Source organism: Cellulophaga sp. 20_2_10, assembly GCF_023476645.1.
Taxonomy (GTDB): Bacteria; Bacteroidota; Bacteroidia; order Flavobacteriales; family Flavobacteriaceae; genus Cellulophaga.
The window spans coordinates 776,298-790,874 of record NZ_JAMCOJ010000001.1 but is presented as its reverse complement, the minus strand read 5'-3'; the positions used below and the strand labels follow the sequence as shown (position 1 = coordinate 790,874).

Below are 14,577 nucleotides of genomic sequence, written 5' to 3'. Positions count from 1 at the left end.
TAATGATTAAGAAGCGGTAATACATTGAGTAAATTCTAATAAGTTTTTGTATTTTTCCATTTAATTTTTTAATCTATAACAGCATTAAAATTGAATGAAAAAGCTAACCTTAATTCGTCACGGAAAATCTTCTTGGAATTACGATGTTTCAGACAGAGATAGACCTTTGTTAGAACGCGGTATTAATGATGCTTATTTAGTAGCTAGTGCTATTAAAGAGCCGGTTATAGATGCCGTTTTTTCTAGTCCGGCTAACAGAGCATTACATACGTGTAATATCTTTTTAAGAGTGCTAAACATACCTTCTAGTGACTTACGTATTTATGATGAACTTTACGATTTCTCAGGAGAACACGTAATCAACTTTATAAAATCCTTAGATAATAGTTTGGAAAATGTTTTTATTTTTGGACACAACCACGCCTTAACTCATATTGTTAATTTATGGGGAGATAAAGAGATTGAAAATGTACCCACAGCAGGTTTGGTAGAGCTAAATTTTAATGTGTTAGAGTGGAAAGCTATTACCAAAGGTAATACGCTAAATGTATTATTCCCTAAAAATTTAAAGAATGATTAAGACTAAATATCAATATATAAATAGAGAAATTAGCTGGTTAAGTTTTAACGCGCGAGTATTGCAAGAAAGTGCAGATGTAAAAGTTCCGTTAATAGAGAGGTTACGTTTTTTAGGTATATTTTCTAATAATTTAGATGAATTCTTTAAGGTGCGTTACGCAACTGTAAAGCGTATTGTAGACGCAGGTAAAACAGGTAAAAGTGTTTTGGGTGGCGAAAAAGCTAAAGATTTATTAGAGGAAATTACAACTATAGTTATAAAGCAGCAGACTAGAAGTTTAAAGATTTTAGGTGATATTGAAAAAGAGTTAGAGACAAAGAATATCTTTATTATTAATGAAAAAGAAGTTACTAAAAATCAAGAAGCTTTTATAAAAACATACTTTACCGAAAAAGTAAGCCCTCGTTTAATGACAATTGTTTTAAATGATTTAAGAGAGTTTCCTTTGTTAAAAGATACCGCAGCTTATTTGGCCATAAAAATGGTATTAAATAATGTTGATGAAGATGGTGTTCCGGAAAATAAGTATGCATTAATAGAGATTCCTAAAGAAATAGAGCGTTTTGTAGAATTGCCAAAAGAAGGAGATAAAAATTATATTATTCTTTTGGATGATTTAATTAGGTATTCTTTGCGTCATATTTTTAATATGTTTACGTATAAGTCTATCTCAGCGCACATGATTAAGATTACTAGAGACGCGGAATTAGATATAGATAATGATCTTAGTAAGAGTTTTATAGAGAAAATTTCTTCTAGTGTGGAGCATCGTAAGATTAGTGATCCAGTTCGTTTTGTATATGATAAAAGAATAGCAAAAGATACCTTGGCTTTTTTAATGGAAAAGATGGGGATAGAAGAAACGGATAGTATAATTCCGGGAGGTATTTATCACAACCGTAGAGATTATATGAAATTTCCTAGCTTAGGTCGTAAGGACCTAATGTACGAGAAAATTAGCCCTTTACCTGTTAAGGATTTTAGTTTAGAAGGTAGTATTTTAGAGCGTATTGCAGAGAAAGATCATTTGCAGTATACGCCATACCATACATTCTCTTACATCACTAAATTTTTAAGAGAGGCAGCATTAGACCCTCACGTAAGAACTATAAAGCTTACTGTTTATAGGTTAGCAAGTAATTCTCAAGTAGTTTCTTCTTTAATAAATGCAGTTAAAAATGGTAAGCAAGTAACTGTTCAAATAGAATTGCAAGCAAGATTTGATGAGCAAGCAAATATTGAATATGCAGAGTTGTTACAAGCAGAAGGAGTTAAGCTTATTTTTGGAGTACCAGGCTTAAAAGTACATAGTAAAATATGTGTTATAGAGAGAGAGGAAGCAGAAGGATTAAAACGTTATGGTTTTATTAGTACCGGGAACTTTAATGAGTCTACTGCTAAGATTTATACAGATTATACGTTGTTTACGGCGCACTCATCAATCTTAAAAGAGTTAAATAAAGTTTTTGATTTTTTTGAAACTAGTTATAAGATTAATAAGTACAAGCACTTAATTGTGTCGCCTCATTATACAAAAAATGCTTTTAGAGCGTTAATAGATCAGGAGATTGAAAATGCAAAGGCGGGTAAAGATGCTTTTATAAAAATTAAGATGAACAGCTTAACTTCTTATAAAATGGTAGATAAACTTTACGAGGCTAGTAATGCTGGGGTAAAAGTTCAATTAATTATTAGAGGTATTTGTTGTTTAGTTCCAGGAGTTAAAGGAATGAGCGAGAATATAGAAGCCATTAGTGTAGTTGATAAATTTTTAGAGCATACACGTGTTTTTATTTTTGGTAACGAAGGTGATCCAAAAATTTATATTTCATCTGCAGATTGGATGACAAGAAACTTGGACTTTAGAGTAGAAGTTGGTTGTCCTATTTATGATGAAGATATTAAAAAGCAACTATTGGATACTTTTGATATTTCTTGGAATGATAATTTAAAAGCGCGTATCTTTTCAGTTAAACAAGATAATGCATACCGCAAAGATAATATGCCAGAGTTGCGATCACAGTTTGCGTTATACAATTATTATAAGGAGAAATTAAATAAATAGACTTTATTTTGAAGATTTTTAAGCTTGCTGCAATAGATATTGGCTCTAACGCCATACGTTTGCTTATACATAACATTATTGAAACCAAGGGGAAGAAGACAGAGTTTAGAAAAAGCTCTTTGGTTAGGGTGCCTATACGTTTGGGTGAAGATTCTTTTACTGTTGGTGAAATATCTGATAGGAACATAGAACGAATGATTGATGCTATGAAGGCATTTAAATTATTAATGAACGTAAATGGTGTAGATGGTTATATGGCTTGTGCCACATCTGCAATTAGAGAGGCCAATAATGGGTACGAGGTTATAGAAAAAATAAGGATCGAAGCAGGAGTAAAGATTGAGGTTATAGACGGTAAAAAGGAAGCCGCTATAATTGCATCAACAGATTTAAAAGAACTAATTAATAACGACCAGGCATACCTGTATATCGATGTTGGTGGGGGTAGCACAGAGTTTACTGTTTTTTCTGAAGGAAAGCTAATTGCATCTAAATCTTTTAAAATAGGTACGGTTAGGCTGTTAAATGATATGGTTGTTGTTAAAGTTTGGAACCAATTAGAAGAATGGGTTAAGTTGTATACAAAAGATCTTGTAAAGGTTTCTATTATAGGTTCTGGTGGTAATATAAATAAGTTGCACAAAATGTCTGGCCGTAAAATAGGGGAGCCATTATCTTATATCTGGTTAAATTCTCAGTATCACTTTTTAGAGAGTATGAGTTATGAGGACAGAATATCTGAACTTGGTTTAAACCAAGATAGGGCAGATGTTATTATACCAGCTACACGTATATTTTTATCTGCAGCAAAATGGTCTGGAGCAAAAAAAATACACGTTCCAAAAATTGGACTATCAGATGGTATGATTAAGACTTTGTATCAAAAAAACAAAGAGTCTATTTAGTAATTATCCGTGTATATTTCCTGTTTCGCCTAAGTTTTTCATTAAACTAGCTTCGTATTCTAATAAGTCTTGCCATTTTTGGTCAACTTCATCGCGTTCACCGTATTGTCTGGCAAAGTTTAAGAACATGGTATAATGTCCGGCTTCACTAACCATTAATTTACGATAAAATTCAGCTAAATCTTTATCTGTAAGTTCTTCAGACAGTAATCTAAAGCGTTCACAACTACGAGCCTCTATCAAGGCAGCATATAAGAGTCTGTGTACTAATTGTGTTGTTCTGCTACCTCCTTTAGGGAAAAATTTTAAAAGATCTATGACGTATAAGTCTTTGCGATCTCGACCTAATGTGTTGCCACGAGCAATAATGCGATCATGAACCATTTTAAAATGCCCCATTTCCTCTCTAGATAAAGCAACCATTTCTTGTACTAACTCTGTGTATTCAGGAAAGCCTACAATTAGCGAAATAGCTGTAGCAGCTGCTTTCTGTTCACAAAAAGCATGATCCGTTAATATATCATCTATATTCTTTTCTACAATGTTTACCCATCGTGGATCTGTAGGGAGTTTTAAGCCTAGCATAATTTATATATTATAGTGCAAAAATAGGGATATTGATTAGTATGTAAATAAAAAAGACATATTTTCTATAATAGAAAATATGCCTTTTAAAGGTTTAGGTTGATTAGTTATTTTAAATATAATATTGATTTAAAGAACACTTGTTCTATAATAGAATACAATAGTAAGTGTTACTGTTAAAATTATACTAAAACCTAAATGTAGTATAAATGATTCACTTATAAAATAAAAAAGGGTGTAAAGTAACAATTTTGTATTATTTGTTACTTAATTACATAACAATGAAAACCTATTTTAAATTTGTGAATCACCTATTTTTAGTACATTACGTTTTTTTCTATCTTTTTTTCTGAACCATTTTTCTTATAATTTATAAGTGCTGTACCAAGTACTATTGCGGACGCTTGCTGTAAATTGTTTAACTTACTAAGCTATTGTGTTTATCAATCTTTAAAAACATAGAAATGAAGAGTAGAGTTTTTCAGGTGTTAGTGCTATTATTAATTAGTTTAGTTTCTTTTTCGTGTCGTTTGCAAACGCCAAAAATTTTAGTTTTTACTAAGACAGATGGTTTTAGGCATAGCTCAATAGATGCAGGAGTAGAAGCGTTACAAAAGTTAGGTGTAGCGCATAAGTTTAGTGTAGATACAACTAGCAGTTCTTTGTTGTTTACATATAAGAATTTAAAGAAGTATAAAGCTGTAGTGTTCTTAAATTCAACCGGAAACTTACTAGATAATAAAGAGCAGCTTGAGTTTAAAAAATATATCAACACTGGAGGTGGTTACGTGGGTGTACATGCTGCGGCAGACGCCGAGTATAATTGGCCTTGGTATAATAAATTAGTTGGAGCGTATTTTAATGGACACCCTAAAGTACAACACGCAACATTACAAGTAGTAGATAGCACACATTTGGCTACCAAAATGTTGGGTAAGACTTGGGGTAAGGTAGATGAGTGGTACAATTACAAGGATTTAAACGAAGATGTACATGTATTATTAATGTTAGATGAAGGTAGTTACTCTGGCGGTAAAAATGGTGTTAACCATCCTATGGCTTGGTATCATAACTATGATGGCGGAAGAGCTTTTTATACAGGATTAGGGCATACAAAAGAATCTTATAGTGATGCTAAATTTTTAGAACATTTATTGGGAGGGTTGCTGTATGCAATTGGAGAAAAGTAAGAATTTGTTATCTATAAGAAAAGCGTCTAGTGATTAAACTAGACGCTTTTTTTATAGAAGTATGTCATAAGTTGCTAGTTGCAATTCCCTTCCGTTGCTTTTTCAACCTTAGGACATCCTTTAATTTCATTGCTTGGATGAGTATAAAACTCCTCAAGTTCAAAATCTTCATTCGTCTTGGTTATTGTTCCTATAATTATTTCATAGCAGCCTCCTTCGCTACCATTATCGCAACCTCCATCAATACTAGAATTGTCTCTAACAACACCTATTGAAGATCCAGTAACACTTTCGTCATCTGGGTTATAACATTTTTCAGCGAGCTCTTTTCTTTTTTCACAACTAAAATATTTATAGTCTTTGCCTTTTATTTGTGCACCATAACCACCAGTAACGGTAATATCACCAATATAAGACCTGCTATCAAAAGTACCAATGTTGTCCACTCCGTCTGTGTTATTATCTAAAAAACCAGCAGCTACTTGTATGGCATGTGTAGAGTTTACGGCAACAACTTTTTCTACATCTACTCTTCCTTGATCTACCCTGTGTGGAGAAAAGTTCATTGCGGCATCACCATTTTTAATATAAACATTTCTAACAACAATATCGTCTACAGTTTTTTCATTTACCATATTTGTTCCTGCTGCGCCAGTTTCTACTCTCATTGTAATTCCGCCTTCACCACTAATATTTTTACATAAAATAGTTTTACCTGTTTGCATCTGTATTACACCGTAGCCAACATGCATATTAGTCATAAATACATTTTTGATAACTCCATTTGTAGATACTTCATCTGTTTTTAAACTAGCTGGTAGGTTTAAAACAATATTAGAGAATTTAGAAAAGTTATCTGTTACTGATACTCCTGATAACTTAAAGTTTTTTACATTTCCAAATTCTATAAATTTTACACCTCCGTAATCGCCTTCAGGAATGTTAGATTTAAACCAAGTAGATGTTTCTGTGCTGTCTTCATCTACATTTGTAATAGCTACATTTTCAATAAAAAAATCTTCACCAACAACAAATATAGTTATGTTCTTGTTAGAAATATCTCCGCTAAGATCTGGCTCTATTGTAGCTTCTGGGTCTATCTTTAAATGAATATTGGACCTAAGTACTATATCCCTTAAACAGTAAGCTCCTTTTTGTATTCTAATAACACCACCTCCGTCATTAGATAGCGATTCTATTTCATTGTTTAATATGTCACTATCTAAAGTATTACAATTACCATTTAAGGTTACTACAAGTTCTTTGTTAGGTATTTTATTAATATAAAAGCGTTCTTCAGTATCTGTTAACCTATCATTTGTAGTTTCTCCTATATGAATAAGTGGATCTTTATGCTCTATAGTCTCTTCTTTTTCATTGGTATCCTCATCTTTTGTTGAACAAGATATAATAGTGGTAACTATTAATAGTGTGTAAATAATTGACTTAAAACTGTTTTTCTTCATCTGTTTTTAAAATTTCCGCAAATTTATGATTGATATAAATATAGAACGTTGTTCATCGTATATTAGTTGTACTCGTAAGTAAATACTGATTAAAACAAAAGCTTAACTTGCTGAAATGTAATTTAGTATAGATATCTTAAATAATCCAAATAGATTATTGTGCTTTGTTTTTCATAGATAAAAATGCTCAGTTAAATGATAGTTGAATTTTTTTTTAATGAGATTATATAATAAAGCGTCAAGTTAAAAACGAACGAGACGCTTTATAGGATACTATTAACTTAAAACTATTTAATTGCAATTTCCTTCCGCTGGTTTTTCAATTTTAGGACATCCTTTTACGGCGTTACTTGGACGGGTAAATAAACTATCTACTACAAAATTTTCATTGGTTTTATTTATTGATCCAATAATAATTTCATAACACCCTCCATCACTTCCGTTTTCACAGCCACTTTCTAAACTAGAATTATCTCTAATTACGCCAATAGATGTATCGGTTACACTTTCTCCATCTGGATTATAACACGTTTCTATTAGTTCTTTTCTTTTTTCACAATCATAATATTTAAAATCTTTGCTTTTTATTTGTGCACCATAGCCGCCAGTTACAGTAATATCTCCAACATAGGATCTGTTGTCAAAAGTGCCAATATTCTCTACGCCATCGGTATTATTGTCCAGAAATCCAGCAGCTATTTGTACTGCATGTGTAGAATTTATTGCAACAACCCTTTCAACATCTACTCGTCCTTGATCTACCCTATGTGGAGAAAAGTTCATAGCGGCATCTCCATTTTTAACATTTATGTCTCTTACAACGATGTCATCTACTGTTTTTTCATTTACCATATTTGTTCCGGCTGCGCCAGTTTCTACTCTCATAGTAATTCCGCCTTCACCACTAATATTTTTACATAAAATAGTTTTACCTGTTTGCATTTGTATAACACCATAGCCAACGTGCATATTAGTCATAAATACATTTTTTATGATCCCTTTTTTTGAAACTTCATCAGTCTTTAGGCTAGCTGGTAGATTTAGAACAATATTGGAAAATTTAGAATTGCTATCTGTTAGATATAAACCAGACAACTTAAAGTTTTTTACGTTTCCAAATTCTATAAATTTTACGCCTCCATAATTTCCTTCCGGTATATTAGATTTAAACCAAGTAGATCTGTTTTTACTGTCTTCATTTAAATTAGTAATAGCTACATTTCTTATAGGAAAGTCTTCTCCAAGAACAAATATTGTTATGTTCTTATTTCTAATATCACCACTAAGATCGGGCTGAATTGTAGCTTCTGGGTCTATCTTTAAATGAATATTAGACCTAAGTACAATGTCTCTTAAGCAATAAGATCCTTGTTTTATTTTAATAATTCCTCCGCCTTCAGTAGATAATGAATCTATTTCGTTGTTAAGTATAGCACTATCTAGAGGGTTGCAATTACCATTTAAGTTTGATACTAGTTCTGTACTAGGTATCCTGTTTGTGTAAAATCGATCTTCATTATCTGCTAACCGACTTCTAGGGGTGTTTCCTTCGTAAACTAAAGCGGTTGAATTTAATACTTCTTCTGTTGTTTCTTCTTTTTTGGAACACGATAATATTGTGCCAATAGATAGAAGTAAAATAATTGATTTAAAATTGTTCTTTTTCATAAGTGTATAATTTTATTGCAAGTCTATAGGCTATCTAGAAAACGAATGTAGTTTGTAGTCTAAAATATGTATCTGTAGGTAAATACTGATTAAATTAAAGAAAACAAGGTAGGTTGAAGACGTATTTATTTCAATACTACTATTATTCTTATATGAAAAGGGGGGAGTATTTTCTGTTATTTCAAAGAAAAACTAGAGTAAAGGGGGCTTATAAAAGGTAAAATAATTTTTTTAGAAGGAAACGGATGTTAATCATTAGAATAGCGATTAACCTTATTTGTGTAGGGGTATTTCTATTTTTCTTAGATACTTAAATCAAACTCTTGACGCAATAAGTCAATTACAGGGTTTTTTTCTCTTAATTTCGCGTATTTTTCCTCAGGAGTAAACGCAAACTTTTTTACAGCTTCTTCGTTAACAGTAATATCTAATGTAATAAAGTAGTTGTTTAATTCTTTTTTAAGATACTCCATAAGCTCAAACTTTTCGCGTTCGACCTCTTTTTTCATTGTATCATTAGGTAATTGTATTGCTATAGTAGTTCTATCTTTTAGTTGTGGAATATCACTATTAAGGTTAGACGCTAAAATACGTTGCCCTTCAGCTTCTATTTTATCAACAAAAATATTCCATAACTCTCTTAATTTCTCTATAGCAAAGTCCTCGTTAGGTAAAGCGCTTTCATCAATAACAACATCTATTTTGTTTAGTTTGTGCTCTTGTTTTGCTTTTAAACTAGATAATGATAAACCAGAAACTCTTTTAGGAGCATTAATGTCTAGTTTTTTTAATGCAGGAGCTGGCGTAATTTCTGCTGTTGTTATGCTCGTTTCTTTGGCTATAACAATAGGATTAGCAGTTGTAGGAACTACAATTGGTTTAGTGTCTGCAACAATTATTTGCTCTTTTTCTTCTGTAGGTGAAGCTACATTTTGGTTAGCAGTAGCGTTATTTGTTGTAGTATTTGTATTGGTGGTCTCTATATTTCTAAAATGAGATGCAGGAACCAATGATATAATTTGGTTACTTAGTGCTACAGATTCAGGATTTTTTTTTTCTCCATCAAAAGTGATAGAGGCTAATTTCATTAAGGCAAGTTCTATTAACAAGCGCTGATTTTTACTTGTCTTATAATCTAAATCCGTGCTATTTGCAATATCTATTGCTTTTAGCAGAAATGCATTGTTGGTTTGCTGCGACTGTTCTAGATACCTTTTCTTGGCTTCATCACCAACCTCTAATAAGTCTACAGTATTAGGATGTTTGCATACCATTAAGTCTCTAAAGTGAGATGCAAGACCTATAATAAAATGATGCCCATCAAAACCTTTGCTAAGTGTAGTGTTAAATAAGATTAGTAAAGATGGTATATCGTTTTGTAAAATGTAATCTGTAGTTGTAAAGTAGGTATCGTAATCTAATACGTTTAAGTTTTCTGTAACAGCTTTACGTGTAAGCTGCTTTCCAGAGAAACTAACAACCCTATCAAATATAGAAAGCGCATCTCGCATTGCACCATCTGCCTTTTGAGCAATAATGTGTAAAGCATCATCATCTGCTTCTATACCTTGATTTTCTGCAATGTATTTTAGGTATTCTGCTGCGTCCTTTACTGTAATACGTTTAAAATCGAATATTTGACAACGAGACAGAATCGTTGGTATTATTTTATGTTTTTCTGTGGTTGCTAAAATAAAAATAGCGTGTTTAGGCGGTTCTTCTAATGTTTTTAGAAAAGCATTAAAAGCTGCTTGAGATAACATATGTACCTCATCTATAATATAAACTTTGTATTTACCAACTTGAGGTGGTATACGTACTTGGTCTATTAAACTTCTAATACCATCAACAGAGTTATTAGAGGCGGCATCTAGTTCAAAAATATTAAAAGCAAAATCCTCATCAGAGTGTTCTTCCCCGTCAGAGTTAATCATTTTTGCTAAAATACGAGCGCAAGTTGTTTTGCCAACACCTCTAGGGCCCGTAAATAATAAAGCTTGTGCTAAATGATTGCTTTCTATTGCATTTAATAGCGTATTTGTAATAGCTTGTTGCCCCACAACATCTTTAAATGTTTGTGGTCTATATTTCCTAGCTGATACTACAAATGGTTCCAATTATATTGCTTTTATTTAGTGAACTACTGTTAACACTACAAATATAAAAATACCCTCTTATTTTACCTTGTATTTTGTAAAGATATAGTACTTACTTATCAACAATTAAATTACCTTTGCCGCGAGCAGGTTACTCTATCGCTTTACAATTTATTTTGTAAAGAGGAAAGTCCGGACACCATAGTGCAGTATAGCGGGTAACGCCCGTCCGTTGTAAGACGAGGACAAGTGCAGCAGAAAGTATGTACAGGTAATGCTGTAGTGAAACCAGGTAAACTCTATGCGGTGCAACGCCATGTAAATTAGCGTTATAAGGGTACACGCCCAAGCTAAAGGGTAGGCGGTTTGAGCTTTTGGGTAACCAAAAGCCTAGATAAATGATAGGGGAGTTTCTTTTAGAAGCTTTACAGAATCCGGCTTATTGCCTGCTCTTTTTTTATTCTTCAGATTTATTTTCAAAAAAGCTAAAAACACTTCCTCCATATCTTTTTGCGTAAGAAAAATGGGGTAGATGTTCTAATTTGGTGTGTTTAGAGTGTTCTACTATCAACATTCCGTCTTCTAGAAGTAGTTCATTTTTAAATACTAATTCCGGAATTTTAGAAAAGTTTTCTAGTGATATGTCGTATGGTGGGTCTGCAAAAATTACATTAGATTTTATAGAAGTACGTTCTAAATATTTAAAAACATCACTTTTTACAGTAGATAAATTAAAATCTAGCTCTTTTGCAATCTGATTTATAAATTTAATACAGCCATAATCTGCATCGACACAAATAATATTTTCTGTACCACGAGAAGCAAACTCGTAGCTAATGTTACCTGTACCAGAAAATAAGTCTAAAAGACTAACATCTTCAAAATAATAATGATTGTTTAAGATGTTAAATATGGCTTCTTTAGCCATATCAGTTGTTGGTCTAACAGGCAATCTTTTTGGAGCTGTTATACGTTTACTTTTGTGTTTTCCAGATATTATGCGCATTATAAAGCGTTTAAGATGGTAAGGTCTATGTTTTTTTTAGTGTAATCTCCTAATTGAAAAGTACTGCTGTCAGGAGCGTATATAGAAACATTTTTAAAATGTTTGTGGCTTCCTTTGTAAATAGCACTATCCTCTTCTATTTCTCCAAAAAGTCTAAGTAGTAGTGTTTCGTTATTTAACTTTAATTGCTCACAAGTAAAGAGTAAATAGTATAAAAAGTCTTCAGTGGTCGTATATTCAAAACTGTTAAAAAGCAATAATTTTTTCTTGTCAAGAACAGTTATATCCATCTGTTTTTCAGATGCGTAAATATAACAGGTAATGTCATTATTTGTATTTGCATTTAACAATGAGGAAGTTAGTATAGACGAGCTGTGTTTATAAGTAAACTCACCAAATAGGTCATAGATATAATTGTTTATATTAACCAGCGGTACGTATAGGTTTATAATCTCGTAGTTGGTAATCTCGTCTTGCGCTATTAGGTCTGTAGCTAAAACTTTGGTATTGTATTTTAAATAATTTTTTGCTTCTTCCTCAACAAACAGTGGTTTAGGAACAAAACAAAAAAGTGTATTTCGATGTATACCTATGACCTCAGAAAATTTTTGCGTGGTAATTTTATGTTCAGTAAACATAGTAACCAACTCTTTTTCTAACTCTATAGGGTTTAGTTCTTCATCAAAAGTTTTTTGGTCTGATACTAAAATAGAATTATCTAGTGTATCAACAACACAAAAAGAAAGTCCATTCAAACTAATTTGAATGGACAATTTTTTATAATTAGATGTAGAATCTAACGTATTATTTTTTTGTTTTTCTGTCATAGATCGGAGGCCAGTTACCACTAGTGCTTACGTCTTCTAAGTCACCAACAATAATTTCATCGCCGTTTATTTCTTCAACACTATTTAAAACGTTCTCTCTTTCTGTTAAATCTTTTGGCTGATCGTATAAAACAACATCTTTTTTAGTAGAAGCTTTAAATACAGAAACAGATTTACCACCTTTTTCAATAGTAGCTGTACTCATTTTAAATTCAGTTTTACCATCTTTAGAGAAAGGAACAAACATCATTCTTTCATATCTCTTATCAGATTTAAATAAAGAATCTTTAACAGGTACTACGCTTAAAGTATCTAGAATTTTTACATCTTTTTGTAAATCAATACCAAAACCTTTATCATACTCCATATAAGACGAATCTCTTTGTTGTATAATATAGTAGTTTCCTTTTTCTACAAAATTAACTAAAGCTTTAAAATTAGGAGCAAATTTACCAGTGGCAGATTTATGAGCTTCTTGTACATCTCTAATATCTTTTAGAGAATTTACTACAGCTTGAAAGCGCTCTTGTTTTACTTTTTTAAATTCTATAGGACCATTTACAGATTGGTAGATCATGTATCCAAAAAAGATAGCTGCTAACCAAAGAACAATTTTAATTACGGTTTTCATCAGTATACTGTTGTTTTTATTTAGTGGTTTGTCACAAATCTACAATTTTTTTTTAATCACAAAAGTATTTCAGCTTAAATTTCATCATTATCTTTGAACACATATGAATCTACCTACCTCAACATCGTTTTTTACAATTTTAAAAGATAAATTTCCTTTTGAGCCTACTTTAAAGCAACTTATAACTTTAGAAAAGCTCTCACAGTTTCTAGTTTCAAAGGAAAAAGACACGCTATTTCTGTTAAAAGGATATGCTGGAACGGGAAAAACAACAATTATAGGCACTATTGTGACAAATCTATGGCATGTTAAAATGAAAGCCGTTTTGTTAGCGCCAACTGGTAGAGCAGCTAAAGTAATGTCTAATTACGCAAATACAAAGGCATTAACGATACACAAAAAAATATATTTCCCCAAAAAGCAGAGTGGTGGAGGTATACAATTTACCCTAGCGCCAAATAAGCATACAGATACTGTTTTTGTAGTAGATGAAGCTTCTATGATACCAGATGCACCATCTGATTCTAAGTTGTTTGAAAACGGTTCTTTGTTAGATGATTTAATGTCTTATGTGTATTCTGGTAAAAATTGCAAGTTAATTTTAATAGGAGATACGGCTCAGTTACCACCCGTTAGATTAGATATTAGTCCGGCTTTGGATGAAGACCGTTTGTCTTTAAATTACAATAAAGAAGTAACTAGGGTAGAGTTAGATGAAGTAATGAGGCAAGCAGAAGACTCTGGTATTTTAATGAACGCAACAAATTTAAGAGAGCAACTACACGGTAGTTTTTTTGAAGATTTTAAGTTTGATGTTAACCCCTATAAAGACATTGTACGTTTAATAGAAGGGAACGATATTTTAGAAGCTATAGAAGACTCTTACTCTCAAAACGGAAAAGAAGAAACAGCTTTTATAGTGCGCTCTAACAAAAGAGCGAACTTATACAATGCCAATATTAGAGGCAGAATTTTATACCTAGAAAACGTAATAGCTACCGGTGATTACATGATGGTGGTTAAAAACAACTATTTCTGGATTAAACCAACCACAGAAGCAGGCTTTATTGCTAACGGCGATATTATAGAAATTTTAGAGATTTTTGCCATAAAAGAATTATACGGTTTTAAGTTTGCAGAAGTAAACGTAAAAATGGTAGATTATCCTAATATGCCTCCGTTTGAGACTGTTTTGATGTTAGATACCATAGATGCAGAAACGCCATCTTTACCTTATGAGGATAGCAATAGATTGTACCAAGAAGTAATGTTAGATTATGCAGATGAAACCTCTAAATATAAAAAGTTTTTAAAGGTTAAAAACAATAAGTATTTTAATGCGCTACAGGTGAAGTTCTCTTACGCTATAACATGTCATAAGTCCCAAGGCGGACAGTGGGACACTGTTTTTGTAGAACAGCCATACTTGCCAAACGGTATAGATAAAGATTATTTGCGTTGGCTATATACCGCTGTAACAAGAGCAAAAAAGAAACTGTACCTTATAGGATTTAAGAACGATTTTTTTCTTGATTGGGAATAACCTATTTTTGGTATA

Annotated in this window: 12 protein-coding genes and 1 other RNA gene; 6 read left to right on the top strand and 7 right to left on the bottom strand. The window is 32.0% G+C overall.

The window, feature by feature from the left end:
• Positions 1 to 94 precede the first annotated feature (94 nt).
• Genes M4I21_RS03485 through M4I21_RS03475 form a run of 3 tightly spaced genes read left to right on the top strand, consistent with a single transcriptional unit; the run spans position 95 to position 3,550 of the window.
• The gene (locus M4I21_RS03485) at positions 95 to 580 is read left to right on the top strand and encodes a SixA phosphatase family protein (protein WP_249557638.1); all 486 of its coding nucleotides are present in this window, start codon (positions 95 to 97) and stop codon (positions 578 to 580) included.
• Positions 573 to 2,645, top strand: a complete 2,073-nt coding sequence (gene ppk1 / locus M4I21_RS03480; protein WP_249557637.1) for a polyphosphate kinase 1 — start codon at positions 573 to 575, stop codon at positions 2,643 to 2,645. The genes M4I21_RS03485 and ppk1 overlap by 8 nt, the downstream gene beginning before the upstream one ends.
• A gap of 8 nt (positions 2,646 to 2,653) precedes the next feature.
• Entirely contained in the window at positions 2,654 to 3,550 is an 897-nt protein-coding gene (locus tag M4I21_RS03475; protein ID WP_249557636.1) for a Ppx/GppA phosphatase family protein, read from the top strand.
• Between the two features lie 3 nt (positions 3,551 to 3,553).
• Here M4I21_RS03475 and M4I21_RS03470 read toward each other — a convergent pair whose 3' ends face one another.
• Positions 3,554 to 4,135: a MiaE family protein gene (locus tag M4I21_RS03470; RefSeq protein ID WP_249557635.1), complete on the bottom strand. Its 582-nt coding sequence runs from the start codon at positions 4,133 to 4,135 to the stop codon at positions 3,554 to 3,556.
• A 464-nt stretch (positions 4,136 to 4,599) separates the two neighbouring features.
• Here M4I21_RS03470 and M4I21_RS03465 point away from each other — a divergent pair, with 464 nt between their 5' ends.
• Positions 4,600 to 5,325: a ThuA domain-containing protein gene (locus M4I21_RS03465; RefSeq protein ID WP_249557634.1), complete on the top strand. Its 726-nt coding sequence runs from the start codon at positions 4,600 to 4,602 to the stop codon at positions 5,323 to 5,325.
• A gap of 74 nt (positions 5,326 to 5,399) precedes the next feature.
• Here M4I21_RS03465 and M4I21_RS03460 read toward each other — a convergent pair whose 3' ends face one another.
• From M4I21_RS03460 to M4I21_RS03450, 3 genes are all read right to left on the bottom strand, one after another.
• A complete protein-coding gene (locus M4I21_RS03460; RefSeq protein WP_249557633.1) occupies positions 5,400 to 6,791 on the bottom strand; it encodes a glycoside hydrolase family protein in 1,392 nt (463 codons plus the stop codon).
• A 291-nt stretch (positions 6,792 to 7,082) separates the two neighbouring features.
• Positions 7,083 to 8,459, bottom strand: a complete 1,377-nt coding sequence (locus tag M4I21_RS03455; RefSeq protein ID WP_249557632.1) for a glycoside hydrolase family protein — start codon at positions 8,457 to 8,459, stop codon at positions 7,083 to 7,085.
• A gap of 302 nt (positions 8,460 to 8,761) precedes the next feature.
• Positions 8,762 to 10,576: a DNA polymerase III subunit gamma/tau gene (locus M4I21_RS03450; RefSeq protein WP_249557631.1), complete on the bottom strand. Its 1,815-nt coding sequence runs from the start codon at positions 10,574 to 10,576 to the stop codon at positions 8,762 to 8,764.
• Positions 10,577 to 10,698: 122 nt separating this feature from the next.
• Between M4I21_RS03450 and rnpB the strand changes: the two genes are divergently transcribed.
• An RNA gene (rnpB, locus tag M4I21_RS03445) (RNase P RNA component class A) lies at positions 10,699 to 11,012 on the top strand.
• On the opposite strand, the gene M4I21_RS03440 is transcribed toward rnpB, so the two are convergent.
• The 3 genes from M4I21_RS03440 to M4I21_RS03430 are packed head-to-tail and all read right to left on the bottom strand — an operon-like array spanning position 11,013 to position 13,019.
• Entirely contained in the window at positions 11,013 to 11,561 is a 549-nt protein-coding gene (locus M4I21_RS03440) for an RsmD family RNA methyltransferase (RefSeq protein ID WP_249557630.1), read from the bottom strand.
• Positions 11,561 to 12,388 (bottom strand): DUF3822 family protein, encoded by an 828-nt coding sequence (locus tag M4I21_RS03435; RefSeq protein ID WP_249557629.1) that lies wholly within the window; start codon positions 12,386 to 12,388, stop codon positions 11,561 to 11,563. Before M4I21_RS03435 ends, M4I21_RS03440 begins: the two co-directional genes overlap by 1 nt.
• Complete coding sequence (locus M4I21_RS03430; protein ID WP_249557628.1) at positions 12,366 to 13,019, bottom strand: hypothetical protein; 654 nt, start codon at positions 13,017 to 13,019, stop codon at positions 12,366 to 12,368. The genes M4I21_RS03435 and M4I21_RS03430 overlap by 23 nt, the downstream gene beginning before the upstream one ends.
• A 103-nt stretch (positions 13,020 to 13,122) precedes the next feature.
• Between M4I21_RS03430 and M4I21_RS03425 the strand changes: the two genes are divergently transcribed.
• Positions 13,123 to 14,562: an ATP-dependent DNA helicase gene (locus M4I21_RS03425; protein ID WP_249557627.1), complete on the top strand. Its 1,440-nt coding sequence runs from the start codon at positions 13,123 to 13,125 to the stop codon at positions 14,560 to 14,562.
• Positions 14,563 to 14,577 lie beyond the last annotated feature (15 nt).